This is a genomic window from Mesorhizobium sp. WSM4836, from assembly GCF_055811815.1.
Genome location: NZ_JBVVQF010000015.1, coordinates 35,933 through 59,885 on the forward strand (window position 1 = coordinate 35,933; position 23,953 = coordinate 59,885).

Genomic DNA, 23,953 nt, shown 5'->3' on the forward strand with positions numbered 1-23,953 from the left:
GACACCAACCGACCCCGGCGGCGCCCTTCGACAATGGTTGGAGGAGTTATCGGAGAATAAGGGCGCCGACGGCCAGGATCAGCACGAACAGGATAGTCGCCGAGAAGAAGCCGCCCGCAAAGAAGCCGAACGCCATGGCCAGAAGCACGGCGGCGCAAAACAGCGATCCATATTTGGCCAGCATCACAAAGCCGGCATAGGTGCGGTCGTGCTCGGCATAGTCCATCTTCGCGCCCAATTCGACAGGACCGGTCGGCGTGTGTTCAGCCATAGGAATACCCCTTCGAAGACATCTTTCAGGCACATAGCGAAAAGCCGCGTTAAGGGCAATGGCGCTATTGCCGCAGCGCAAGCCAACAGTCTCAAGCGAAACTTGAAGCCGCGGCACCAATGATGTGGCTCAACGTGCGCAGCGGTCTTATGACTGACCCTCCCTGTAAACGAGGCAGGTCAGGCGCGGCGAAACCAATGGCAGGTCCGCTATTGTCGATGACGTTAGCCGGCGAGATGCGGGAACAGACCGAGCAGGCCGACAACGATCAGATAAAGGGCGACGATATAGTTGAGCAGCCGCGGCATCACCAGGATCAGCACGCCTGCGATCAGCGAGATAAGCGGGGTAAGGGCGAGTGTCGAAATGGTCATATCGGTTCCTTTGATCGGATCGCTGTCGAAGCGGCGTGGCGGATGGCGGCCATGCCGGCCTGCCACGAGCGCCCTTGCCCAGAACGCCGAAGCGACCGGAAGGCTCCGTGGGCTGGTTCAGGCGGCTTCGCGAAAATACTTGGCGGTAGGCAGGATGGTCAGCGGGGCGAGTTCGCCGGCACCGGGCGTATCGAACAGCATGCGCTGCTCCATCGCCGTCGAACGGAAGAACGGAAAGCGAGCGTAGGTTTCGTTCTTAATCGCCAGGACATCAGCCTGATAAAGCAACGCGAAACAGTTGATCACGCCGGCATAGGGACGCGCATCGCCGATCGGTCGCGCGCGATAGATGCGCTTGTAGAAAGCCGCATGATCCTCGCGGATCATGGATATGCAATAAGGCGCGCCGAAATGGAAGCAAGCCATGCCCGCAAGGCGCAGCGTCACATAAGGGATCTGCGGGTAAAGCCGTGACCATTCGGCATCCACGGCAAAACGGCTCGGGTCGATAAAGACTTCGCCGGCCGCCAGACGCGGCATCAGGAGGTCCTTGTAGACGCTGAGCGCTGGTGATGTCGCGTTATCAGCAGACACGTTATGCAGGCGAATTGTGCTGACCAGCCGCCCCTCGATGTAGATTCCAAATATATGGCAATTGGGCAGTTCGTCAAACTCGTCATGGACCTGACGGGACGAATTCTCGGGCACGAGATCGTTCATTCGATAGGAATTGTAGCGCAGCCTGTAAATACTTTCGAAGTCCTCGCCGCTCTCACAGCGTCGGTACTCCGTCCGGTCAAGCAGCGTATAAACATGTTGCGCGAAGCTGGACATGGTCTCGGACGCATCGTTCCCACCAGCGCCCGCCGCATGGCCGAGCGAACTCAACTGGGCACACATGAACTCTATTCCCCGCGATTACCGCCACCAGCCGACACTACGGATGGGTCATAAGATGTAAAGATGAAAATAAGTATGAGGTCGTTTACCGCGCGTTAAGGTTAATAATTGATCAAATTATAATAAAATACGTAGCCTTTCGGCGCAAAGTCAGCGCCGCGGCGCCTTCCTTACGGTCTTAATGTCATTGGCAAAAGGCCAGACCGTGGTCGACATCGTCTCAATGCCGGACGCGCTGAGCGCCGACCCGAACAGAAAGCCCTGGACCAGGTCCGGCTTGACCTGCAATGCCAGGATCTTGAGCTGTTCGAAGGTCTCGACGCCTTCGACGGTAACCGAAAGTCCCAGCGGCCGTGACAGGTTGACGATGCCCTTGAGCAGTTCGAGGGACCGGCTGTTCTGAGTGACATCCATCAGGAACGAGCGATCGATCTTGATCTTGTCGAGCGGCAGTTTGTGTAGATAACTGAGGCTCGAATACCCGGTACCGAAATCGTCGAGCGCAATACGCACGCCGAGCCGCTTCAATTCCTCGATATATTGGCGTGTCAGCGACTTGTCGTCGAGCAGCGCCGTCTCGGTGACTTCGATCTCGAGGCGGCCGGCCGGCAGACCGGAACCGGCAAGCGCCTCGCGAACCTTCTGTATTACGTCGCGGTTACGAAAATCCTTGGCCGACAGATTGACCGAGACGCTGGTCTGGGATGGCCATTTGGCGCATTCCGTGCACGCCGCATGCAGGACGAAAGTGCTGATGTCGGAAATGATGCCCATTTCCTCCGCCAGAGGAATGAAGACGCCGGGAGAGATCGGCCCGAGGTCGGGATGATCCCAGCGGCATAGCGCCTCGCAACTGGCGATGCGCATGGTGTTCATCGCGACGATCGGCTGGTAGACGACCCGCAGCTCCTTGTTCTCCACCGCACTGCGCAGATCCGCCTTCATCAGCTGACGGCTGCGGAAGGCGGCGTCCATCGAGGCCTCGAAAAGCCGCCAGCCGTTCTTGCCAAGCTCCTTTGCCTTGTAGAGTGCGAGGTCGGCCTTGACGATCATGGCGTCGACGTCGGTATCCTTGACCCGCGACAGCGCCGCGCCACCGCTGGCCTGGATCCGTAATCCGTGGCCGGCGACATCGACCTCGCCCTGTAGATTGACAAAGATCTCATCAACTTGGGCGGTCAGATGGCTTTCATCCTCGATGCGCTCGAAGAAGATCATGAACTCGTCGCCGCCGAAGCGGCTGACGGTGATGCCTGGCCCGGCGACCGCCGCCAGCCGCTCGGCAACGGCGTAGATCAAACCGTCGCCGACCGGATGGCCGAGCGTATCATTGACGCTCTTGAAATCGTCGAGGTCGAGCACGACCAGCCCGCAGAGACGGTCCGGATCGCCCGAGGCCATCGCCTCCACCACCAGTTCATGGAAATAGGCGCGGTTGGGTAGGCCGGTGAGGCTGTCATAACGCGCCATGAAGCGGATTTTGTCTTCCGCCTCGACACGGGCGGTCACATCCTCAAAAGTGATGACGCCCAGTTCCTGGCTGCCCTCGCGAGCCGAAAATTCATAGTGCTGGCCGTTGGTGAGCGAGACCAGGACCTTGCGGTCGCGGCCCTCGCGCAGGGCACGCGTCAGTTGGGCCTCGATGTAGCGGCAATCCTTCGGCGCCAGCATGCCGCCGGCAACGCCGCGCATCAGCAGACCGTGGATCGAGCGTCCGAGCAAGGCATCGGGCGATTTGAGCGACATCAGGTGCGCGGCTTCGGCATTGGCTACCGCCACCCGGCCGTCAGGACCGAGCATGACAAGGCCGTGCGACATGGTGTTGAGCGCACGGTTGAAACGCTGCGCGATCCGGTTCGCCTTCTTTTCCTCCGACAGGGCGGTGAACAGGACCTCGCGTACGATGTCGGCGAACCGCTTGATCGCGAACAGAAAGGGGGCTGACATCAGACCGAGGATGACGTGGTAGATATCGCCGCGCAGGATAAAGCCAAGCGATATGGGCCATGTGGTGGTCATGATGAAAATCATGACCATGCGCGGCGACCCATAATTACGGCCGGCAATCGACGTGACCGATGCCAACGTGACGCAGACCGAGGCTATTTCGGCATAGTTGTCGTGGCTGTCATTTGCCAGATAGATACTGACGAAACAGAATGCGCCAAGCATGAAACCATGCATCGAACCGAAAAGTACATAATCGTTTTCACGGTTGTGCGCTTCCTCCCATGTCGTGGGGGAAGGAAGTCGCCCGTATTTCCGGATGTTGCGAAGGCGCAGAGTACCGACGACGATGAGCCCAGCGGCAACTAGAAGATACGCCAAGTCCATGGTCTTCCAATAGACCAGGATGACGAGGAGTGTCTGCGCGACAAGGCCGATCGACAGCGTGAACCCGTCGCGAAACAGAGTTTCCACGAACGGAATGTAAACGTCGACCGGAATCTCGTTTTTTCTTCTCAGATTCACGCCTGGATCCCAACCTTGGGGAACCCAGCAGTGTCACATTGGCCTTAAGAAAGGTTTAGAGCAGCGGTTCGAGCCCTGCCGGTGTCCATCGCTGACGCTACGGAAACAGGGAAACGACAGTTCAGGTAAACAAGCGTATCGCAGCGCGGAATCATTCGGCGGCTTGAAGCTGCCGTCGCTGCGGCGCCGTCGAAAGGCGGTCGAGCAGACGCTGGCGTTCGCCGGCGGCTTTTTCGGCACTGGCCCGCTTGACGTGGCCATATCCGCGGACAAGCGCCGGCACCGAGAGGAGCGCGGCGGCGGCGTCGATCTTGCCCGGTGCCAGCGCGCCGGCGACGAGATCCAGGTCGGCTTCATAGAGGGCAAGAAGCTGCCGCTCCATACGCCTCTCGGCGCTGTAGCCGAACATATCGAAAGCGGTACCGCGGAGCCCCTTCATCGCCGCCAACAGGCGGAACCCGTTCATCATCCACGGACCAAAGCTCGATTTCTTCGGCTTGCCGTCACTGCCGCGCCTGCCCATGATCGGCGGTGCGAGATGGAATTCGAGCTTGTTGTAGCTCTGGAACTGCTTTGCGAGCTCTGCGACAAAAGAGCCGTCCGTATAAAGCCGCGCCACCTCGTATTCGTCCTTGATCGCCATCAGCTTGAACAGGTTCTTTGCGGCGGCCTCGGTCACCACGGTCGAACCGGGCACGGCATTGGTTTCGGCCTTGCGCAGCGCCGCCAGCCTGTCGGCATAGCGCTTGCCATAGGCGGCGTTCTGATAGGCGGTCAAGAAGGCGACCCGGCGGGCAATGACGTCGTCAAGCGTCTCGGCCATGGCGGCAGGTTGCGTGGCCTTGCCCGGCTGAGCGAGAAGGCCGCGGACGAATTCCGGCTGGTGGGCAGCGCGGCGGCCCCAGCGAAATGCCGCGACATTCATCGCCACCGCCTCGCCGTTGAGTTCGATCGCCTTCTCGACCGCCTCCGCGGACAGCGGCAAGCCGCCGTGCTGGAAGGCGAAGCCGAGCATGAACATGTTGGCGCCGAGCGAGCTGCCGAACAGCGCGGTGGCGGTGCGGGTAGCGTCGAAGAAATGCGCCCTGTCGTCGCCCGCGGCAGTTCTTATCGCTTTCTTGAGCCGCTCGATGGGCAGCGAGAAATCGGCCGAACGTGCGAACTCGCCTGGCATGATCTCGGCGGTGTTGGCGAGGAAGATGGTATGGCCTTCGCGCACCGCCGCCAGCACCTTCTTGGCACCCGAAACGACGAGATCGCAGCCAAGCACGAGGTCGGCCCTGCCGGCCGATACGCGAATGGCGTGGATGTCGTCCGGCGTGCGGGCGATGCGGACATGGGTGAACACCGAGCCGCCCTTCTGGGCAAGGCCGGCCATGTCGATCATGCCGCAGCCCTTGCCTTCAAGGTGCGCGGCCATGCCGAGCACAGCGCCTATGGTGACGACGCCGGTGCCGCCGACACCGTCGATGATCGCCGCCCAGCCTTGCTCACCGAGCGTAAATTGCGCCGGCGCCGGCACACCCGCGAGCGGGTCGGCCGCGCCGGCTATGCCTTCGGCTTTCCTGATTTTGGCGCCGTGGACGGTGACGAAGGACGGGCAGAAACCGTTGATGCAAGAGAAGTCCTTGTTGCAGCTCGACTGGTCGATCTTGCGCTTGCGGCCGAATTCGGTCTCGACCGGCTGGATCGAGACACAATTCGACTGCACGCCGCAATCGCCGCAGCCTTCGCAGACCAGCTCGTTGATGAAGATACGCTTGTCGGGATCGGGGAAGGTGCCGCGCTTGCGGCGGCGACGCTTCTCGGCGGCGCAGGTCTGATCGTAGAGCAGCACCGATACGCCCTTGACCGAACGCAACTGGCGCTGGACGAGGTCGAGGTTGTCGCGGTGATGGATGGTGGCACCGGCGGGAAATTCCACCTTGCCGATATATTTGTCCGGCTCGTCGGTGACGATGGCGATGCGCTCGACGCCCTCGGCGCGCACCTGCCTGGCGATCATGTCCACCGTCAGGCCGCCCTCGTGTGGCTGCCCGCCGGTCATCGCGACGGCGTCATTGTAGAGGATCTTGTAGGTGATGTTGGCGTCGGTCGACAGCGCGAAGCGGATCGCCAGCACACCCGAGTGGTTGTAGGTTCCATCGCCCAGATTCTGGAAGATGTGCTCCCGGTTCGAGAACGGCGCCTGGCCGACCCACTGCGCGCCCTCGCCGCCCATGGCGGTGAAGCCGACGGTATTGCGGTCCATCCATAAGGCCATGAAATGACAGCCGATTCCGGCGGCAGCGAGCGAGCCGTCCGGTACTTTGGTCGAGGAATTGTGCGGGCAGCCGGAGCAGAAGAAGGGCGTGCGCGAGGCGATGTCAGACGTGTCGGCCAGCATCGCCTGGAACTGGCGCATTTTTTCCACCCGCGCGGCGATTTCTTCCGCCGGCCCGATCGTTCGCAAAATCCTCTCGCCAAGGGCGATAGCGATGTCGTTGGGGTCGAGCGCGCCTTTGGCCGGGAACAGCCAGTCGCCGCGCTCGTCCTTCTTGCCGACGATGACCGGCTGCGAGGCGGTGCCGTAAAGGTTCTCGCGCAATTGCACCTCGATCAGCGAGCGTTTCTCCTCGACGACGACGATGGTATTGAGGCCGCGAGCAAAGTCGGCGATGTGCTGCAGGTCGAGCGGCCACGGGCAGCCGACCTTGAACAGCCTGATACCGATACGATTGGCGGCCGCTTCGTCGATGCCGATATCTTCGAGCGCCTGGCGAACGTCGAGATAACTCTTGCCGATGGTGACGATGCCAAGCTTCGGGCCGCTGCCGCCCGAATAGACGATCCGGTTCAGCCCATTGGCGTGGATGAAGGCCGAGGCGGCGGCGCGCTTGTATTCATGCAATCGCTCCTCCTGGCCGAGCATGTCGATCTCGTTACGGATGTTGAGGCCGCCGGGCGGCATGTCGAAGTCCGGGATGACGATATCCAGCCGGTCGGGCGCGGCATCGACCGAAGCTGTCGATTCGATGTTGTCCTTGACACATTTGATCGCCGCCCAGGTGCCGGCAAAGCGCGACATGGCAAAGCCGTAGAGGCCGTAGTCGATTATCTCCTGGACGCCGGCCGGATTGAGGATCGGCACCATGGTGTCGACAAACAGGAACTCAGTGGCATGCGCGTTGGTCGAGGATTCGGCCATGTGGTCGTCACCCATCAGGGCCAGCACGCCGCCATGTTTCGACGACCCGGCGAGATTGGCGTGGCGGAACACGTCGCCCGAGCGGTCGACGCCCGGACCCTTGCCATACCAGACCGAAAAAACGCCGTCATGGGTGCCCTCGCCCAGCAATTCGGCCTGCTGCGAGCCCCAGCAGGCGGTGGCGGCGAGCTCTTCGTTGAGACCGGGCTGGAAGACGATGTCCGACTGAGCGAGCTGGTTCCTGGCCTTCCACAGCTGCATGTCGAGGCCGCCGAGCGGCGAGCCGCGATAGCCGGAGACGAATCCGGCGGTGTTCAGGCCAGCCCGGCGGTCGCGCTCGCGCTGCATCAGAAGCATGCGGATGACTGCCTGAGCACCCGACAGGAAGATGCGCTCCTTTGCCAGGTCGAACTTGTCGTCGAGCGTGACATTGTGCAGCGTCATCAGGTGTTTCCTGTGCGGAAGCCGCGCGAGGAGGTGCGTAGCCAACGTCGGAGTCGAGTGCCTACAGTCTTTCTTCCCTTGCCGGGGAGGTCAAACAAAATCGAAGGTGCCAGGCGGTCCGCAACAAATGATCCATGCGCAGCCGTGTGGCGCCACGAAACGCCTGTCGGGGAGGATGGCCGAACACGAAAATTCCGGCGGCGGTCAGTACCGCTGGTGACGCATCATGCAGCCTTTGGGCAACTGGGCTTCGGTTCGCCGGGCAGCTTGCCGTCGACATGGCCGGCCAAGTCCTTGTTGAGCTCGTAGACTGGCCCGACCACCAGAGGCCGGTCGGGCAGGACCGATTGGTCGAGCGAGGACGTCAGAGTGGTCTCGAAACTCTGCAGCAACTTGCCGCTGGAATCCTCGATGCGGATCGACACCGCATAGGGCTTGTCCTTGACAACGCAGGTTAGCGGCGGGCTGGTGAGCGTCACATGCGGCAGCTTCGGCCATATTTTCTGGGTGACGATGATCGGATCACCACCGGCCGGGTTCTGGAAGGAGACCACGGCGACCTGCCCCTCACCCACCGGCCGCAGCGGATTGAGGGTAATGACATAGGTGGCGATACCCAGCCGGTAGTTGAACTCGAACAGCTTCCCGGAAATGGCAAACAGCTGGTCTTTGCCGGAGTCACGGCAGGCGCCGAGCGCGGACGCCGCGAACAACGCCGCGACGACAATCATCGCGCGCGAGAATCTATTAAACATTGGTGACCTCCCTGGCCGCGGTCCGGCGGCGATAGTATCGGTTTGCCTTCTGGCGGTTGCCGCACACCGCCATGTCGCACCAGAGGCGGCTGGAATTGCGGCTTTTGTCGACAAACAGCCAGCTGCAGTTCGGACATATCCGCAGCCTGGCGATGGTGTCGCCGCGCAGCAGCGACAGCGCCGAGACCGCAAGCGCCGCCTCGAAGGCGATCGGCGTCGCCGGATCACCGAACGGTTTTCCAGGCATGCCGATTTCGGTGCGGCCATGGGCAAGGCCATCGGCGCAGGCTTCCAGGAATTTCGGCATATCGCCGGTCGCGATCGCACCTTTCGACACCGCATGGCGAAACAGCCTATCGGTCGTCCCGCGGATCGACAGCACAACCGGTGCGATTTTTTCTGGCGCCGAAGCTACGAGCCGCCTGCCGCCGAGTTCGGCGGCGCGAAAGCCACTCGCGGCTTCGGCAAAGCGGGCGATCTCGGCGGGATCGTCGAAACGGTCGAAAGTTTTCTTCGGATCGTTCCGCAAGACCACGGTGTTGGCCGTGTCGAGCGCCAGCATTCCACCGGTGAAGCGGTGCGGAGTCCAGGATACTGTCATATGGCGAATCTAACTGATAACTCGCGTTTGACAAGTTAGATTCCGGGTGCAACGCTCGTCACTGAGGCGATCGCGTATGAGAACATCGTTCGTCCCAAACCTCTGCCCCGATTGCGGGGCATGCATCGAGGGTTTTGCATGCTCTATTTCTTCCAGCAGGTTCTGAACGGGCTGCATTCGGGCGCGCTTTACGCATTGCTTGCCTTTGGCTATGTGCTGACCAACGGCATCCTGCACCGCACCAACCTTGCCTATGGCGCGCTGTTCGCCTTTTGCGGGCATACGATGATCCTTACTGCGGCGTTCGGCTATCAGGCGCTGTGGCTGACGCTGTTTGGATCGGTCGCGCTCGGCGTAGCTGCGGCATTTCTCTATGCGGCGCTGCTCAGCCATGTCCTGTCGCGCAGCATCTTCGAACCGTTGGCTGACCGTTCGCCCAACGCCATCGTGGTGACGACGCTCGGCATATTGCTGGTCTTGTCGGAAGCCAGCCGCATCGCGGCCGATACCCATGACCTATGGTTGCCGCCAATGCTGGCCCAGACCGTCGTCTTCGCGCAGAATGCCAGCTTCAAGGCGACGTTGACGCTGATCCAGTTGCTCGATTGCGCCGCCGTACTGGCGGCCATTGCGCTGGCTGCATGGGGCTTCGCATATTCGAGCTTCGGCCGCAGCTGGCGCGCCGTATCCGACGATCCCAAGGCCGCCGCGATGTGCGGCGTCGATGTTCGCGCGGTGTTTCGGCGTGCGGTGCTTTTCGGCGGCCTTTGCGCGGCACTGGCTGGCGTGCTCGCCGGCTTCTACTACGGCAACATAAGCTTCGGCACAGGGTTGGTCTACGGCTTGAAGATCCTGTTCGTGACCGCGGTGGGCGGCTATCTCTCGCCTTTGCGGGCGGCACTGGGCGCCGCCGCCTTCGGAATGGCCGAATCGCTATGGGCCGGCTATTTCCCGCTCGAATGGCGGGACGGCTGGATGTACCTGTTCCTCGTCGCTATGCTTGTGCTGATCGGCGCCGGCCGCGACCAACAGAAGATCGCCTGAGCCGCATCCGACATTGCCTGGGTGAAAGCGCCGCATGTCCTTCGACATGCAACGGACGCGGCAGCATTTTGCCGGCCGTCACCTCACAACTGTGTTTATGCGGCCTGTCTCAGTTGACCCGCCGAACCACGCACTGCATACCGTTGGTCCACAGCGACGCGACGGACAGGGAACCGGCGCGCTCTGACACAAGGGAGGAATGCATGGCAGGGCTTCTCGCTCTATCCAGAGCCATTGACCGTTTGAATGAATTCATCGGCAAATGGGTATCGTGGCTGATCCTGCTGGCAATTCTGGTAAGCGCCGCCAACGCCGTCATCCGCAAGCTGTTCGACATGTCCTCGAACGCCTGGCTGGAACTGCAATGGTATCTGTTCGGCGCCGCCTTCATGCTGGCCGCCGCCTACACACTGAAGCAGAACGACCATATTCGCATCGATATCGTCTACGGCATGTTCTCGCGCCGCGTGCAGCACTGGATCGACCTATTCGGTCACGTCTTCTTCCTGATGCCGTTCGTGACGCTGATGGTGGTCTATTTCGTTCCCTATGTGTCGCTGTCGTACCGCAGCGGCGAGATGTCGAATAATTCCGGCGGGCTGATCATCTGGCCGGCGAAGGCGATCCTGCTGGTCGGCTTTTTCCTGCTCGCGCTGCAGGGCATTTCCGAAATTATCAAGAAAATCGCCATCATGCGCGGTCAGATGGACGATCCCACTCCGTTCATATCAGCGCATGAGCAAGCCGAGCTAGAAGCAAAGGCGCTCGCCGAAGAGGTGCGCTCGTGATCGAGTTCATCGCCCAGAACATGGCGCCGATCATGTTCGCCTCGCTGGTCGTCTTCCTGCTGATCGGCTATCCCGTCGCCTTCTCGCTTGCCGCCAACGGCCTGATGTTCTTCTTCATCGGCGTGCTGCTGTCGCCCTATTCGGGCGGCTCGATCAATCTCGCCTGGCCGTTGCTGCACGCCTTGCCGGACAATTTCTACGGCAGCCGGGTGATGTCGAACGACACGCTGCTGGCGATCCCATTCTTCACCTTCATGGGCATCGTGCTCGAACGATCCGGCATGGCCGAAGACCTGCTCGACACGATCGGCCAGCTGTTTGGGCCGGTCCGTGGTGGCCTGGCCTATGCCGTGATCTTCGTCGGCGCACTGCTTGCCGCGACGACCGGCGTGGTGGCGGCTTCCGTCATTGCCATGGGTCTGATTTCGCTGCCGATCATGCTGCGCTACGGCTACGACCGGCGGCTGGCGTCCGGCGTCATTGCCGCGTCCGGGACGCTTGCCCAGATCATCCCGCCGTCGCTGGTGCTGATCGTGCTGGCCGACCAGCTCGGCCGCTCGGTCGGCGATATGTACAAGGGAGCACTGATCCCCGGGCTCATTTTGACCGGCATCTACATGCTCTACATCCTGCTCATGTCGATCTTCCGGCCGAAGTCGATGCCGGCCCTGCCGCTGGAGGCCCGCACGCTCGGCCACGGGGTGCTGTCGCTGCTGGCGGCGCTGCTGGCGGCGGTGGTGGTTTCGTATGCGGCGTATCGCTACCTCGCGCCGAACCATGGCGGCAACGCCGATATCCTCGGCGCCACCATCGGGGTGATCTTCATCTATGTCGTCGCGATCATCGACCAGCGCCTGAAGATCAACCTGATGTCGAGGTTGGCGCAGCAGGTGATCATCGTGCTGATCCCACCGCTGGCGCTGATCTTCCTGGTGCTGGGTACCATCTTCCTCGGCATCGCCACGCCGACGGAAGGCGGCGCCATGGGCGCCGTTGGCGCGCTGGCGATGGCGGCGATGAAGGGGCGGCTGTCGCTCGACGTGGTCAAGCAGGCGCTGGCCTCGACGACCAGGCTGTCGTCCTTCGTTCTGTTCATCCTGATCGGCGCGCGGGTCTTCTCGCTGACCTTCTACGGCGTCAATGGCCACATCTGGGTCGAGCATCTGTTGACGTCGCTGCCGGGCGGTGAAGTCGGTTTCCTGATCGGCGTCAATATCCTCGTCTTCGTGCTCGCCTTCTTCCTCGACTTTTTCGAGCTCGCCTTCATCATCGTGCCGCTTTTGGCGCCGGCTGCCGACAAGCTCGGCATCGACCTGATCTGGTTCGGCGTGCTTTTGGGCGTCAACATGCAGACCTCCTTCATGCATCCGCCCTTCGGCTTCGCGCTGTTTTATCTGCGCTCGGTCGCCGCGCGCGTGCCCTATCTCGACCGGCTCACCGGCAAGCAGATCGCGCCGGTCACCACAGGGCAGATCTATTGGGGCGCAGTGCCCTTCGTCTGTATCCAGGTGATCATGATCGGCCTGACCATCGCCTTCCCGCAGATGGTGATGCACTACAAAGGCACCGTCGTCGATCCGGGCACCATCAACTACCAGGTGCCGGAAACGCCTGGCATCGGCTTGTCACCGCTTGGCACGCCGCCGGCCAACGGCGGCGCTGCCCCGGCCTCACCTTCCACGCCGGATTTGTCGCAGCCGCCGAGCTTCGACGAAAAGCCGGCCGCGAAACCGGCGGCGCCGGCAATCGATCTGTCGCAACCCCCGAGTTTCAACTGAGACGAGTTTCAACTGAGAAAGGCCCGGCAGCCATGAAGGCGGTGCGACTGGAGCGAGTGGGCTGCCTCACCGTGTGCGAGGTCGAGAAACCGACCGCCGGGCCGAACGATCTGCTGGTGCGGATCGAAGCGTGCGGCGTCTGCGGCACCGACAGGCATCTTTTCCATGGTGAATTCCCGTGCACGCCTCCGGTGACGCTCGGGCATGAATTCTCCGGCATCGTCGAGGCGATCGGACCTGCCGTATCCGGCTTTTCCGTCGGCGACCGCGTTACCGGCGACCCCAACATTGCCTGTGGCCGATGCGCCCGTTGCCAGGCCGGCCGGGTCAATCTCTGCGGCAATTTGCGCGCCATCGGCATCCATCGCGATGGCGGCTTTGCCGAATATCTTGTCCTGCCGCAGAAACAGGCCTTCGTTTTGCCAGGCAATCTGGCGCCGACGCATGGCGCGCTCTGCGAGCCGCTCGGCTGCTGCCTGCATGGCGTGGACCTTGCGGCGATCAAACCGGGCTCGTCTGTCGCGGTGCTCGGCGGCGGCGTGATCGGCCTGCTCACAGTTCAGCTGGCAAGGCTCGCCGGTGCGACGACCATCATCCTGTCGACGCGTCAGGCCTCGCGGCGGGCTCTCGCCGAGGAACTGGGGGCAACCGCGACGGTCGATCCCAGTGTTTCCGACGTCACCGACGCGATCGTCGGCCGGTCGGGGTTGATGCCAAGCGGCGTCGACGTGGTGTTCGAATGCGCCGGCGTGAAAGACACAGTCGAACAGTCGATGCGGCTGGCCAAAGCAGGCGGCACAGTTGTCATCGTCGGCGTGATGCCGCAAGGCATGAATGCGGCGTTCGAACCGTTCGACCTGCTGTTCCGCGAGTTGAAGATCCTGGGCTCCTTCCTCAATCCCTTTACCCATCGCCGGGCCGCCGATCTTATCGCCTCGGGGGCGATCGAAGTAGATCGGCTGATATCGCGACAGGTCAGCCTCGACGAGGCGGCGGCGATCATTGCCAACCCGTCGGCGCCAGGCGAGGTCAAGGTTCTGGTAGTGCCTCAGGGCTGATCCATCGGGCCGGTTGCCACTGGCGGGCTTCACGGTTCTGCGTCGCATCGCTGGCTTCGTCCTCAATCTGCTGAAGCCGGGCTGATGAAGCCGGGGAAATGCAACCCGCTACCTATGCCGACGCCGGCCTGCAACCGGGTGAGGTCCAGCAACTGATGCGTGGCGGCACAAGAACCACGCCTTCCTGGAGCCTGGAGCGGAATGCCAAACAAAACCGGGCATCCGCTTTGTTTTTGCCCATTTCTGCGACGCCGAGTGGAGCCACTCGGCGTCGCAGAATGGTCTAGAGCTTGCTGTTGCGCTGCTGGACCATCATGAAGGTGTCGTAGTTGTATTCGGCCACCTGCGCCCAGAGATAATGCTCCTTGCGGAACGCCTTGATCGAGTCCCAGATCTTCTTGAACGGCGCGTTCGAGGCTTCCATCTCGGCGTAGACCTCGTTGGCCTTTTCGAAGCAGGCGGCCATGATCTCCTGGCTGAACGGACTCAACTTGGCGCCGCCGGCAACCAGCCGCTTCACCGCCGCCGGGTTGAGGTAGTCGTATTTCTGCAGCATGTTGGCGTCCGCCGCTTGGGCGGCAGTGTGCACCAGCGACTTGTAAGCCGGCGAAAGTTCGTCGTATTTCGCCTTGTTGAACATCAGATGGACGGTCGGGCCACCTTCCCACCAGCCGGGATAGTAGTAATAGGGCGCAACCTTGTAGAAGCCGAGCTTCTCGTCGTCGTAAGGGCCGACCCATTCGGCGGCATCAATCGTGCCTTTTTCCAGCGCCGGATAAATATCACCACCGGCGATCTGCTGCGGAACCACGCCGAGCCTTTGCACCACTTTGCCGGCAAAACCACCGATACGCATCTTGAGGCCGGAAAGGTCGGCGACCGTTTTGATCTCCTTGCGGAACCAGCCACCCATCTGCACGCCGGTATTGCCGCCCGGCAGCCCGAACAGACCCTGCGTCGCCAGGAACTCATTGAACAGGTCGATGCCGCCGCCATGATAGTGCCACGCGTTGATGCCGCGCGCGTTGAGCGAAAACGGAACCGCCGCTCCCAGCGCCCAGGTCGGGTCCTTGCCCCAGTAATAGTATGCCACGGTATGGCAGGCCTCGACGGTGCCGGCAGTGGTGGCGTCGGCGGCCTGCAGGCCGGGAACCAGTTCGCCGGAGGCGAAGACCTGGACCTGGAAGTTGCCGTCGGTCGCCTCCGACAGCATCTTGGAAAACACTTCGGCGCCACCATAGATCGTGTCGAGCGACTTCGGGAAGGACGACGCCAGCCGCCAGGTCACCTTCGGATTGGACTGGGCGATGGCCGGCGCAGCAAGTGTCGCGGCAGCGGCCGCAGCGCCGAAACCGGTGGTGCCGGCCTTGCGGATGAACGAACGACGATCCATGAAGTTCCTCCCTTTTTGGATCAACTGACCGACATTCGGGACGCTTCGGCGCCCGGATCGGCTTCGGGCTCGACAATACACAGGCAAGGAGTCGAGTCCAGCGCGGCAGCCCGGTTTGAGTGGCGGTTTTCGGGGAAATTCACGGCGTTGGGGCAGATCTTGCAACTATAGTCTAAGGTCGATTAACTGGCCTACGCGACACGCCGAAACTTGCCATGGAAATGCGCCTTCGGATCGCCTATTTTGCAGGCAGGACAATTTACTGCACCTGATGGAATCCGGACCAAATGCACCAGCCGCTCGTCGCCATATCGACCGACGTCCGCCAGTTCGATAATTACACCTGGCATGCCGCGCCGCAGCAATATCTCGAAGCGGCGCTTTCGGGGGCAGGCGTCTTCCCGCTGCTGGTACCATCCTTCGGCGACCGGCTCGACTTCGATGAACTGCTTTCCGCCGTCGACGGCGTTATGGTCACCGGCTCGAAGTCAAACGTCCATCCCTCGCTCTATGGCGGTCACGCCAGCGAAGCCAATGGTCCCTACGACCCCGCCCGCGACGCCACCACGCTGCCGCTGATCCGCCGGGCGGTGGAGCGCGGGGTGCCGCTGCTCGCCATTTGCCGCGGCATCCAGGAGATGAATGTGGCACTGGGCGGCACGCTGGCCACCGAAATCCAGGAACGCGCCGGTTCGCTCGACCATCGTGCGCCGGCAAGCGAGAATCAGGACGAGCGCTTCGCCATCCGCCAGAGCGTGTCGATAAAACCCGGCAGCTGCCTGGCCGGGGTCTTCGGCGCCGGCGACATCATGGTCAATTCAGTGCATCGCCAGGCGATCGACCGGCTTGGCCCGAAGCTGCAGGTCGAAGCGGTCGCCACCGACGGCACCGTCGAGGCGGTTTCGGTGCGCGATGCACGGGCTTTCGCCGTCGGTGTCCAGTGGCATCCCGAATACTGGGTCAAGTCGGACAGCATCTCGGTAAAAATATTTCGCGCTTTCGGCGATGCGGTGCGCCAGCATCAGGCGGCGAAATCGGGCGCGCGCGCCGCGGCGGAATAGTCCTGCCGCGCTTCAGTCGCCGGCCGCCGCCAACGTCAGCAGCGGCAGCGCCGGTGCGTAGGATTCGTAACCGTCGCCATCGGCGACTGAGAACATGACGATCGGATCGGTGCCGTTGGCGCTGAAGCTGACCGAGCCGTCATCCTGCTCCCGCCAGAACTTCGCCTGCTCGAGGCCAGGAAATACCCGATCGCAATTCGTGGCGATCGTCAGGAGCGACAAGCCTTTCGAAATCGCGGCGCCGCGGCTGACTGCACAAGAGGCCTCGTCGCCGTTGGCGGTGAGCCTGTAGTTGCCAGATGAAGGCGGTGACTCACTGGCTGCGCGGCTTTCACCGCTACCGGTGTAAAACAACTGGACGCTGCCGAACAGCACAGCGACTGCTATCAATGCAGGAAGCGTCTTCATTCTGTTTCTCCGCGCATTTCAAGCGCGCCGCGTTCGAAGAGATCAGGAGGCGCGCTTCGTCTTGCTGTCATGTGCTGTCAAGTGGACATACACTAGCGAAGGAAGCAGAATGATTCCGAAGGGTTAAGCTGAAGTTAACAACTACGGCGGCCCGCTCACGGCCTTGCCTTGAGGTTTGCGGTCTCGGGGACCGGCGTCAGCGGCTTTCCTTGCGAAAACCAGGAAACCAGATTGTCGACGCACAGATCCGCCATGGCGCGGCGGGTGTGCTGCGAGGCCGAGCCAACATGCGGCAAAAGCGAGGTGTTGGACGCGGCAAGCAATGCCGCTGGCACATTCGGCTCGTCGGCAAAGACGTCTAACCCGGCAGCCGCGATGCTGCCGCTGGCAAGTGCGGCGGCCAGGGCTGGTTCGTCGACCGTACTGCCCCGGCCGATATTGACGAAGACGCCGTTCGGCCCAAGAGCCGAGAGGATTTCGGCATTGACGGCCTTTTCCGTCGAGGCCCCGCCGGGCGCCACCGAAATCAGCGTGTCGACCGCCTCGGCGAGACCCTTCAGCGTCGGGTGATAATCATAGGACAGGCCATCAACGCGGCGCCGGTTATGATACGCGATGGGCAGCCCGAAAGCGTCGAGGCGGCGGGCAATGGCGAGGCCGATGCGGCCCATGCCGAAAATGCCGACATGGCGACCGCGCAAGGTCAGCCGGCTCAGCGGATAATTGCCGCTGCGCAGCCAACTTCCATCGCGCAGCCAGGCCTCGGCGCGCGGCAGTTCGCGGATGGTGTTGATCAACAGGCCGAGCGCCGTATCGGCGACCTCCTCGGTCAGCACATCCGGTGTGTTGGTGACCATGATGCCGCGCTGTGCGGCGTGGCGGACATCGACAGAATCATAGCCGACGCCGAAATTGGCGATGATCTCGAGCCTTGGCAGCGCGTCCATCAACGCGGCGCTTATGCCGCCAAAGGCGGCTATGCCGCGCACCGTACGGCGCATCTCGTCGGTGACCAGCGACGGATCGGCGCGTTCGATCCGGACGCGGCTGAACGCCCCGTCGATGCGGCCGACGGCATGATCGTTGAACTGGCCCGGCACCAGAATGGCGACAGCTTGCTGTTCGGTTTTTGTCATGCACGTTCCACCGGTTTGCCGGTCGACTGGCGCACATGCAGTTCCGGCTTGATCAGTTCCTGCGACGGCCGCACCGTCTGTCCGTTGAGCTTGTCGAGCAGCGCGCTGGCGGCGCGGCGGCCAACCTCGCGCTGGCCGTTCCAGACCGTGGTCAGCGCCGGCGTCGCGATCGCCGCCTCTTCGAGGTCGTCATAGCCGGTAACGGAGATGTCGATGCCCGGCACCAGCCCGGCGCGCGCAATGCCGTTCATCAGGCCGATGGCGACGAGGTCGTTCCAGCAGCAGGCCGCGGTCGGCCTGTCCTTCAGCGCCAGGAACTGCCCGGCGGCCTCGAAACCCGCCTGTTTGGTGCGCGGGCCGACGATGCGCCAGGACGGCCTGACCTCAAGCCCTGCCGCCTCCATGGCGTTGACATATCCCTGATAGCGGTCGCGGCCGGTCGAGGTCTGGTCGGTGCCGCCGATCATGGCGATGCGCTTGTGGCCAAGCGAGATCAGATGATTGGTGGCAAGCCCGGTGCCGTAGGCATCGTCGCCGCGGAACACCGGCACGTCGGCGCCTTCGACGGTCCGTGCAATCAGCACTGCCGGCAGACCATTCTCCTCGGCCATGATTATGTCTTCGGGCGGCGTGCCGATGGCCGGCGACATGATGACGCCATCGGCGCCGAGCTGCAGAAGCGTGTCGATGAAGGTGCGTTGTTTCTCGAGCTGGTCGTAGTGGTTCGACAGGATGAAGGTTTGCCGGCTGCGGTCGAGCTCGCTCTCGATCGAACGCAGTATCTCGGCAAAGAACGGGTTCATGATGTCGTGGACGACGACGCCGACAATGCCCGAGCGCGAGGTGCGCAGGCTGGCGGCGCGGCGGTTGTAGATATAGCCGATGGCGCGGGCATGTTCCTTGATGCGGTCGCGGGTGCCGCCGGCGACCAGCGGGCTGTCGCGCAAGGCCAGCGAGACCGTGGCCGTGGACACGCCGAGCGCATCCGCGATGGTCGAAAGCTTGATCTTCTGTGCCAGCGCCCTGCGCTCCCGAAGCAATTTAAACTGTTTAAAGGCCGGCTTTTATGCCATCGATCCCGAGCAAATCAAAGTTTTTTTGCCAGCGCTTCCGCCTCCGCGTCCAGCGTCGCGCGGTTGCGCAAGCGAAACCGGTGCTCGCGGTGGACGATGTAGAGGCCGCTGGCGACGATGACCGTGGCACCGACCAGCGTCCAGCGGTCGGGAAACTGGTCGAAGACGATCAGGCCGGAGATGATCATCCAGATCATCTGCGAATATGGATAGGGGGCCAGGGCCGTGGTGGTGGCAAGGCGATAGGCCTGCACAAGAAGCCAATGGCCGATGGCGCCGAAGACGCCCAGCATCAGCAATATGAACCAGTGCCAGCCATCCTGCGGCAGCGAAACCGAAAACGGCAGTGTCGGCAGCAGCAGCACGGCGGGCGCCAACACCGAAAACAGGATGAGGCTTTCGGAGGTTTCCGTCGCCGACATGCGGCGCGTCATGATGACGTAGAAACTGTTCGATAGCATCGAGCCGAGCGCAAAGAGATGGCCGATGCCAAAAACGCCGACGCCCGGCCGGGTGATGATGAGAACGCCGACAAAGCCGCTCATGATCGCCAGCCAGCGCCGCCAGCCGGCCCATTCGCCGAGCAACGGACCGGCAAGCGCGGTGATCACCATCGGGCCGAAAAAGTAGATCGAGGTGGTTTCCGCCAGCTGCAGCGTCCGCAGCGCCAGAATGTTGCATATCGTCGATCCGAACAGGAGCAGCCCGCGCGTGATATGCGCCGGCAGGTTGGCGGGACGAAAGCGCAGTGGCTCGCGCCACCCGCGCAGAAAGAGGCCGACGATCAGCACATGGACCGCGAAGCGGGTCCAGGCGACGACCAGCGCCGAGACGCCGGCCAGGACAAGGTATTTGCTGCTGGTATCGAGAAAGGTGAAAAACACATAGACGGAAAGCATGCACAGGATCGCCGCTGGCGATGTCGCGCTTTCGTCTTGTCTTGAGGGAGCATTCAATTTCAGGCCGGACGGGGAGCAAGGCAATGCCTCACCAATGCGGCAATTGTCGCCTGCGGGCAAGCCAAAACAGCCTGGCACAACGACAGCCGCCGACAGGCTCAGTTTTTGTTCCTGGTGGCCGAGCTAGTGGCCGACGACTCAGGCGTGCATGCGGGCGCCCTTGGTGATCTTGTCGGCGAGCTTCTTTTCGGCGCGAAGCGCGATGCCGGCCACCTTGGCATCCTCCGGCGCAAATTCGGCAAAGGCGGCACGGTTGGCCAGATCATACCCAGTCGAAAACATTTCTTCGACATAGAGCGAAACCGTTACACCACGCTCCAGCGCCCGCCGCTGTATCGCGCCGAGCGTCTTGCCGTCCGCCGAAAGCACGATGACCGGCTGGATCGACAGCGGGTTGTAGATATTGCCGGCGCGGTCACGGTAGGGGCCGCCGATAATGTCGGGAAACTGCGCGACGATGCCGCTGGCCAGAAAGGCGGTGACGTTGAGCTTTTGCCAGACGGGAAGATCGTCCTTGAGCACGATTGCAAATTTCGTATCGAACATGCGACAGTTTCCAATCCGAAAGGGGGCCAATCCAAGGCTCCGAGAGAAGCGATGCCGCACGGTCTAGACGGGGAAGCCTTTCAGGGTCTTGGACGTTTGTGCGTGGATGCAGCCGAGAACTGCATCGTGCCGGCACCCGGTGCTGCCGGGATGGAACGCATCGAGGCCCGGTTTCACGGCAACGCCTTCGATCTCCATCGCCACGACACCTATGCGATCGGGGTGACGCTTTATGGCGTGCAGCGCTTCCGCTATCGCGGCCAAACGCACCAGAGCCTGCCCGGCCAGATCATTATCCTTCATCCCGACGAACTGCACGACGGCGGCGCCGGCACCGAAGACGGCTTGCGATACAGAATGCTCTATTTGGAGCCGTCCCTGATGCTCGATTGTCTCGGCGGCGGATCACTGCCATTCGTCGGGAATGCCGTGGTGACAGACCGCGATCTCCGCGCAACACTGCTTTCGGCGCTCGGGCCGCTGAATCAGGAGCTGGACGAGCTGTTTGTCGTCGATTTCATGACGCAGCTTATGCAAAGCCTGGCCCGGCACGCCGGTCGGCCGGCGAAACCGCTAGCAAAAACGGCCTGGCGCGCGGCCAGCCTGGCGCGCGACTATCTGGAGCAAAATGTCGCGCGCATTGTACGCTCGGATGAATTGGAGGCGATAACCGGATTGGACCGTTATGCCCTGTCGCGGCATTTCCGCGCCACCTTCTCCACCAGCCCGCACAGGTTCCTGTTGATGCGCCGGCTTCAACGAGCCCGTCGGATGATCGAAGCCGACGAGCCACTGGCGCAAATCGCCATCGCAGCCGGCTTCAGTGACCAAAGCCATTTCAATCGGCATTTCAAAAAAGCGTTCGGCGTCACACCGGGACGCTGGTCGGCACTGACGCGGCGGCCACCAGCGGCGAACGCGTGACCTATTCAAGCATCTTGTCTTCGATGTCCAGTTCGTCATCCGGGAGCACCATTTCGCCGTTCGAAAGGTTCGCCTCGACACGGGCGAGCAGCTTGAACAGTGCTTTCTGATCTTTCTTGTCGAGACCCTTCAATGCCTGCTTTTCGGTCTTCTTCACCGATTTCTCGATGGCGTGGATGATTTCGCGGCCGGTGTCGGTGAGGAAAATATGCGCCTGGCGGGCATCGGCGGAGGAGGCCCGCTTTTCCAGAAAACCCTGCGCCTGCAGCCGGTTGATGGTCTTGGTGATGGTCGGCGGACGCACGCCGAGGCGGCCGGCAAGATTGCCGGGCGTCTGCCCGTCCTCGCGGTCGAGCGCCAGCATGATCTGGTCCTGGCCGGCATAGAAGCCATGCGCCAGAAGCCGGGCGGCGAGCGCCGTGCGCGCCAGCCGCGCCGCCGAATGCAGCCGGCTCATTGTTGCAGTCTTGTCCGCCTTGGCCATGCTCATCCCTCCTCGGCCGAACCGGTGCGCACAGCATAGAAGCAGTCCGCCGATTGGCAATGACGATCGAAAACGTTCCGGCTCGGAAAATAGCTTTGCCGGCAAGCATCGCGGTGTTCGCCGTGGCTAATGCCAGATGTTTATTTCAGTTAGATGACAAACGACTTTCCGCAACGGCTGGATGACGACGTGACGAGGTGTTCTCAACCGGCCCTCACCGCGACCACCATCAAGGCGTGATAGGCGTCCGCCATTTCCCGCAGCGCTGCCTGCGACGGCGGCCCGGCCTGCCGCGCAATGCCGTCCCGCGTGTTCGATGTATCGCGTTTGCCGGGGCGATCGTGATAGGGCGCGACGGTGGCGAATATCTGCTCGCTCAAGCTGTCGGGGAAGAACATCTGGCCGGTCATCGCCGAGCGGTCGTCGGGGAAGATCTTGAAATGGATGTGGGTGGTGCGGCCGCGATACCAGCCGGGATAGATGGTGGCGAAAGAAGCAATGCCGTCTTCATCGGTTCTCTGCCAGCCGCGCAGAAAACTCTGGCCGGACGTGTCGATATCCTGCCCGTCGCCCTGTCCGGGATAGCCGGAATAGGCGCCCTGGGCGTCGCAATGCCAGATATCGACGCGTGCGCCGGGAAGCGGTCGACAGGCGGCGTCGACGATTTGCAGCCGCACATTGAGGGCGATGCCCTTTTTGCCCTCGGTGATATCGGCGCGTTCGAGCTTCGGGTCGAAATAGAACGGTCCTTGGGTGACCTCGGGCGTGATGGCGCAGACGCCGGCACCGGCTTCGAACAAGGCGAGCCCGGCATAGGGCGAGACCTGCCCGGCCCTTACGCCGGCGGGCAGGAATATCCGCCGGTGGTGACCGCTACAAGACCGAGAGCCTGCCGCCGGCTTAGTGGCAAGGACTTGTCGGACATCTGGCGCCTCCTCAGTGCGAACAACCCCTCGCCCTATCTAGGCCCACCGCCAGCCCGCGCCAATGAACGTTCGGCGATGTGAGGAAAGTTCGGCAATACCGGCCTCTTTGGCCCATCGGTTTGCCTCGTGCAAAAGCCGAGCACACATCCTATATGGAGCCGGCAATCCCTATTCGAGGCACAATATGAGCGACGCACAGACGCAGATCCCCGTAACCGTCCTCACCGGCTATCTCGGCGCCGGCAAGACGACACTGCTCAACCGCATCCTTTCGGAAAACCATGGCAAGCGCTACGCCGTCATCGTCAATGAGTTCGGCGAGATCGGCATCGACAACGAGCTGATCGTGGAATCCGACGAGGAAATCTACGAGATGAACAATGGCTGCGTCTGCTGCACCGTGCGCGGCGACCTGATCCGCGTCGTCGAAGGCCTGATGCGCAGGCCTGGCCGCTTCGACGCCATTGTCGTCGAGACCACAGGCCTCGCCGATCCCGTGCCGGTGGCGCAGACCTTCTTCATGGACGACGACGTACGTTCCAAGACCAGGCTCGATGCCGTGGTGGCGCTGGTCGACGCCAAGCACCTGCCGCTGCGTCTCAAAGATTCCCGCGAGGCCGAGGACCAGATCGCCTTTGCCGATGTCGTCGTGCTCAACAAGACCGATCTGGTCACCGCCGAAGAGCTGAGCAAGGTGGAGGCGACGATCCGCGCCATCAATCCAGCGGCACGAATCCATCGCACCACACGCGCCGGCGTGGCGCTGTCCGAGGTGCTCGATCGCGGTGCGTTCGACCTGTCCCGGGCGCTGGAGAACGATCCGCACTTCCTCGAGGCGCATGACGATCACGACCACCATCACCATGATCACGACGGCCATGATCACCACGATCATGACGGGCATCATCATCATGAGCACGCTTCCGACATCCATGACGTGACCGTGCAGTCGGTGTCGCTGCGCGGCGGCGAGATGGACCCGAAAAAGTTCTTCCCGTGGATCGAGAAGGTCACCCAGATGGAAGGCCCGAACATCCTGCGGCTGAAAGGGATCATCGCGCTGAAAGGCGATGACGAGCGCTATGTCATCCAGGGCGTGCACATGATCATCGAGGGCGATCACCAGCGCGCTTGGAAGGACGGCGAGAAGCACGAGAGCCGGCTGGTGTTCATCGGCCGCGAACTCGACGCCGAGCGGCTGAAGACAAGCTTTCAGGCCTGCCAGGCCGCTTGATTTAGCTCCCCTTTCTTCCTTCTCCCACAAGAAGGGGAGAAGGGGCAGCCCGCAACGCTGGCGCTCTCTCCTCACGACGATCCGAAGCACGGGTTGAGACCCGCAGCTCAACCCCTTAAGGGTGGGCTAGCAGAAAT

The 23,953-nt window shown here is 62.2% G+C and carries 22 protein-coding genes; 7 read left to right on the top strand and 15 right to left on the bottom strand.

The window, feature by feature from the left end:
* Positions 1–46: 46 nt before the first annotated feature.
* The 7 genes from AC0L2P_RS18420 to AC0L2P_RS18450 form a co-directional block, all read right to left on the bottom strand.
* Complete coding sequence (locus AC0L2P_RS18420; protein ID WP_473502736.1) at positions 47–271, bottom strand: aa3-type cytochrome c oxidase subunit IV; 225 nt, start codon at positions 269–271, stop codon at positions 47–49.
* A gap of 224 nt (positions 272–495) precedes the next feature.
* Positions 496–645 carry a DUF3096 domain-containing protein gene (locus AC0L2P_RS18425; protein WP_013528205.1) on the bottom strand — a complete coding sequence of 50 codons (150 nt, stop codon included), beginning with the start codon at positions 643–645 and terminating at the stop codon, positions 496–498.
* A 117-nt stretch (positions 646–762) separates the two neighbouring features.
* Positions 763–1,545, bottom strand: coding sequence for an N-acyl amino acid synthase FeeM domain-containing protein (locus AC0L2P_RS18430; RefSeq protein WP_473502737.1), 783 nt, complete (start codon positions 1,543–1,545; stop codon positions 763–765).
* 150 nt (positions 1,546–1,695) lie between these two features.
* Positions 1,696–4,017, bottom strand: a complete 2,322-nt coding sequence (locus tag AC0L2P_RS18435; protein WP_473502738.1) for a putative bifunctional diguanylate cyclase/phosphodiesterase — start codon at positions 4,015–4,017, stop codon at positions 1,696–1,698.
* Positions 4,018–4,168: 151 nt separating this feature from the next.
* On the bottom strand, positions 4,169–7,648 hold the full coding sequence (locus tag AC0L2P_RS18440; protein WP_473502739.1) for an indolepyruvate ferredoxin oxidoreductase family protein: 3,480 nt from the start codon (positions 7,646–7,648) through the stop codon (positions 4,169–4,171).
* A 224-nt stretch (positions 7,649–7,872) separates the two neighbouring features.
* The gene (locus tag AC0L2P_RS18445; protein WP_473502740.1) at positions 7,873–8,403 is read right to left on the bottom strand and encodes a hypothetical protein; all 531 of its coding nucleotides are present in this window, start codon (positions 8,401–8,403) and stop codon (positions 7,873–7,875) included.
* Positions 8,396–9,004 carry a CGNR zinc finger domain-containing protein gene (locus AC0L2P_RS18450; RefSeq protein WP_473502741.1) on the bottom strand — a complete coding sequence of 203 codons (609 nt, stop codon included), beginning with the start codon at positions 9,002–9,004 and terminating at the stop codon, positions 8,396–8,398. The genes AC0L2P_RS18445 and AC0L2P_RS18450 overlap by 8 nt, the downstream gene beginning before the upstream one ends.
* 138 nt (positions 9,005–9,142) lie before the next feature.
* Between AC0L2P_RS18450 and AC0L2P_RS18455 the strand changes: the two genes are divergently transcribed.
* From AC0L2P_RS18455 to AC0L2P_RS18470, 4 genes are all read left to right on the top strand, one after another.
* Entirely contained in the window at positions 9,143–10,048 is a 906-nt protein-coding gene (locus AC0L2P_RS18455; RefSeq protein WP_473502742.1) for a branched-chain amino acid ABC transporter permease, read from the top strand.
* A 203-nt stretch (positions 10,049–10,251) separates the two neighbouring features.
* Positions 10,252–10,836, top strand: a complete 585-nt coding sequence (locus AC0L2P_RS18460; RefSeq protein ID WP_473502743.1) for a TRAP transporter small permease subunit — start codon at positions 10,252–10,254, stop codon at positions 10,834–10,836.
* Positions 10,836–12,614, top strand: a complete 1,779-nt coding sequence (locus AC0L2P_RS18465) for a TRAP transporter large permease (RefSeq protein ID WP_473502935.1) — start codon at positions 10,836–10,838, stop codon at positions 12,612–12,614. Before AC0L2P_RS18460 ends, AC0L2P_RS18465 begins: the two co-directional genes overlap by 1 nt.
* A 32-nt stretch (positions 12,615–12,646) precedes the next feature.
* Positions 12,647–13,672, top strand: coding sequence for a zinc-dependent alcohol dehydrogenase family protein (locus AC0L2P_RS18470; RefSeq protein WP_473502744.1), 1,026 nt, complete (start codon positions 12,647–12,649; stop codon positions 13,670–13,672).
* Between the two features lie 283 nt (positions 13,673–13,955).
* Here the strand turns inward: AC0L2P_RS18470 and AC0L2P_RS18475 are convergent, their stop codons facing one another.
* A complete protein-coding gene (locus tag AC0L2P_RS18475) occupies positions 13,956–15,065 on the bottom strand; it encodes a TRAP transporter substrate-binding protein (RefSeq protein ID WP_352469878.1) in 1,110 nt (369 codons plus the stop codon).
* 287 nt (positions 15,066–15,352) lie between these two features.
* Here AC0L2P_RS18475 and AC0L2P_RS18480 point away from each other — a divergent pair, with 287 nt between their 5' ends.
* Positions 15,353–16,126 (top strand): gamma-glutamyl-gamma-aminobutyrate hydrolase family protein, encoded by a 774-nt coding sequence (locus AC0L2P_RS18480; protein ID WP_473502745.1) that lies wholly within the window; start codon positions 15,353–15,355, stop codon positions 16,124–16,126.
* Between the two features lie 12 nt (positions 16,127–16,138).
* On the opposite strand, the gene AC0L2P_RS18485 is transcribed toward AC0L2P_RS18480, so the two are convergent.
* The 5 genes from AC0L2P_RS18485 to AC0L2P_RS18505 all read right to left on the bottom strand — a co-directional run bounded on the left by AC0L2P_RS18485 (position 16,139) and on the right by AC0L2P_RS18505 (position 20,248).
* The gene (locus AC0L2P_RS18485) at positions 16,139–16,534 is read right to left on the bottom strand and encodes a hypothetical protein (RefSeq protein ID WP_473502746.1); all 396 of its coding nucleotides are present in this window, start codon (positions 16,532–16,534) and stop codon (positions 16,139–16,141) included.
* 155 nt (positions 16,535–16,689) lie between these two features.
* The gene (locus AC0L2P_RS18490; protein WP_473502747.1) at positions 16,690–17,670 is read right to left on the bottom strand and encodes a 2-hydroxyacid dehydrogenase; all 981 of its coding nucleotides are present in this window, start codon (positions 17,668–17,670) and stop codon (positions 16,690–16,692) included.
* Complete coding sequence (locus AC0L2P_RS18495) at positions 17,667–18,689, bottom strand: LacI family DNA-binding transcriptional regulator (RefSeq protein WP_352522759.1); 1,023 nt, start codon at positions 18,687–18,689, stop codon at positions 17,667–17,669. Before AC0L2P_RS18495 ends, AC0L2P_RS18490 begins: the two co-directional genes overlap by 4 nt.
* 68 nt (positions 18,690–18,757) lie before the next feature.
* A complete protein-coding gene (locus AC0L2P_RS18500) occupies positions 18,758–19,642 on the bottom strand; it encodes a DMT family transporter (RefSeq protein WP_473502748.1) in 885 nt (294 codons plus the stop codon).
* Between the two features lie 198 nt (positions 19,643–19,840).
* Positions 19,841–20,248, bottom strand: coding sequence for a DUF2000 family protein (locus tag AC0L2P_RS18505; protein WP_473502749.1), 408 nt, complete (start codon positions 20,246–20,248; stop codon positions 19,841–19,843).
* Positions 20,249–20,299: 51 nt separating this feature from the next.
* On the opposite strand from AC0L2P_RS18505, the gene AC0L2P_RS18510 reads away from it, so the two are divergent.
* Positions 20,300–21,172, top strand: a complete 873-nt coding sequence (locus AC0L2P_RS18510) for an AraC family transcriptional regulator (RefSeq protein ID WP_473502751.1) — start codon at positions 20,300–20,302, stop codon at positions 21,170–21,172.
* Between the two features lies 1 nt (position 21,173).
* On the opposite strand, the gene AC0L2P_RS18515 is transcribed toward AC0L2P_RS18510, so the two are convergent.
* Together AC0L2P_RS18515 and AC0L2P_RS18520 are read right to left on the bottom strand one after the other, a co-directional pair.
* A complete protein-coding gene (locus AC0L2P_RS18515; protein WP_254816029.1) occupies positions 21,174–21,656 on the bottom strand; it encodes a MarR family winged helix-turn-helix transcriptional regulator in 483 nt (160 codons plus the stop codon).
* Positions 21,657–21,859: 203 nt separating this feature from the next.
* Positions 21,860–22,456, bottom strand: a complete 597-nt coding sequence (locus AC0L2P_RS18520; protein ID WP_473502753.1) for an intradiol ring-cleavage dioxygenase — start codon at positions 22,454–22,456, stop codon at positions 21,860–21,862.
* Positions 22,457–22,766: 310 nt separating this feature from the next.
* Between AC0L2P_RS18520 and AC0L2P_RS18525 the strand changes: the two genes are divergently transcribed.
* Positions 22,767–23,816, top strand: a complete 1,050-nt coding sequence (locus AC0L2P_RS18525; RefSeq protein ID WP_473502755.1) for a CobW family GTP-binding protein — start codon at positions 22,767–22,769, stop codon at positions 23,814–23,816.
* Positions 23,817–23,953: the final 137 nt, after the last annotated feature.

Coding starts and splice junctions, on each gene's coding strand:
- AC0L2P_RS18420 (WP_473502736.1), bottom strand. CDS start 271: ATGGCTGAACACACGCCGACCGGTCCTGTCGAATTGGGCGCGAAGATG.
- AC0L2P_RS18425 (WP_013528205.1), bottom strand. CDS start 645: ATGACCATTTCGACACTCGCCCTTACCCCGCTTATCTCGCTGATCGCA.
- AC0L2P_RS18430 (WP_473502737.1), bottom strand. CDS start 1,545: ATGTGTGCCCAGTTGAGTTCGCTCGGCCATGCGGCGGGCGCTGGTGGG.
- AC0L2P_RS18440 (WP_473502739.1), bottom strand. CDS start 7,648: ATGACGCTGCACAATGTCACGCTCGACGACAAGTTCGACCTGGCAAAG.
- AC0L2P_RS18445 (WP_473502740.1), bottom strand. CDS start 8,403: ATGTTTAATAGATTCTCGCGCGCGATGATTGTCGTCGCGGCGTTGTTC.
- AC0L2P_RS18450 (WP_473502741.1), bottom strand. CDS start 9,004: ATGACAGTATCCTGGACTCCGCACCGCTTCACCGGTGGAATGCTGGCG.
- AC0L2P_RS18455 (WP_473502742.1), top strand. CDS start 9,143: ATGCTCTATTTCTTCCAGCAGGTTCTGAACGGGCTGCATTCGGGCGCG.
- AC0L2P_RS18460 (WP_473502743.1), top strand. CDS start 10,252: ATGGCAGGGCTTCTCGCTCTATCCAGAGCCATTGACCGTTTGAATGAA.
- AC0L2P_RS18470 (WP_473502744.1), top strand. CDS start 12,647: ATGAAGGCGGTGCGACTGGAGCGAGTGGGCTGCCTCACCGTGTGCGAG.
- AC0L2P_RS18475 (WP_352469878.1), bottom strand. CDS start 15,065: ATGGATCGTCGTTCGTTCATCCGCAAGGCCGGCACCACCGGTTTCGGC.
- AC0L2P_RS18480 (WP_473502745.1), top strand. CDS start 15,353: ATGCACCAGCCGCTCGTCGCCATATCGACCGACGTCCGCCAGTTCGAT.
- AC0L2P_RS18485 (WP_473502746.1), bottom strand. CDS start 16,534: ATGAAGACGCTTCCTGCATTGATAGCAGTCGCTGTGCTGTTCGGCAGC.
- AC0L2P_RS18490 (WP_473502747.1), bottom strand. CDS start 17,670: ATGACAAAAACCGAACAGCAAGCTGTCGCCATTCTGGTGCCGGGCCAG.
- AC0L2P_RS18500 (WP_473502748.1), bottom strand. CDS start 19,642: ATGCTTTCCGTCTATGTGTTTTTCACCTTTCTCGATACCAGCAGCAAA.
- AC0L2P_RS18505 (WP_473502749.1), bottom strand. CDS start 20,248: ATGTTCGATACGAAATTTGCAATCGTGCTCAAGGACGATCTTCCCGTC.
- AC0L2P_RS18510 (WP_473502751.1), top strand. CDS start 20,300: ATGCCGCACGGTCTAGACGGGGAAGCCTTTCAGGGTCTTGGACGTTTG.
- AC0L2P_RS18515 (WP_254816029.1), bottom strand. CDS start 21,656: ATGGCCAAGGCGGACAAGACTGCAACAATGAGCCGGCTGCATTCGGCG.
- AC0L2P_RS18525 (WP_473502755.1), top strand. CDS start 22,767: ATGAGCGACGCACAGACGCAGATCCCCGTAACCGTCCTCACCGGCTAT.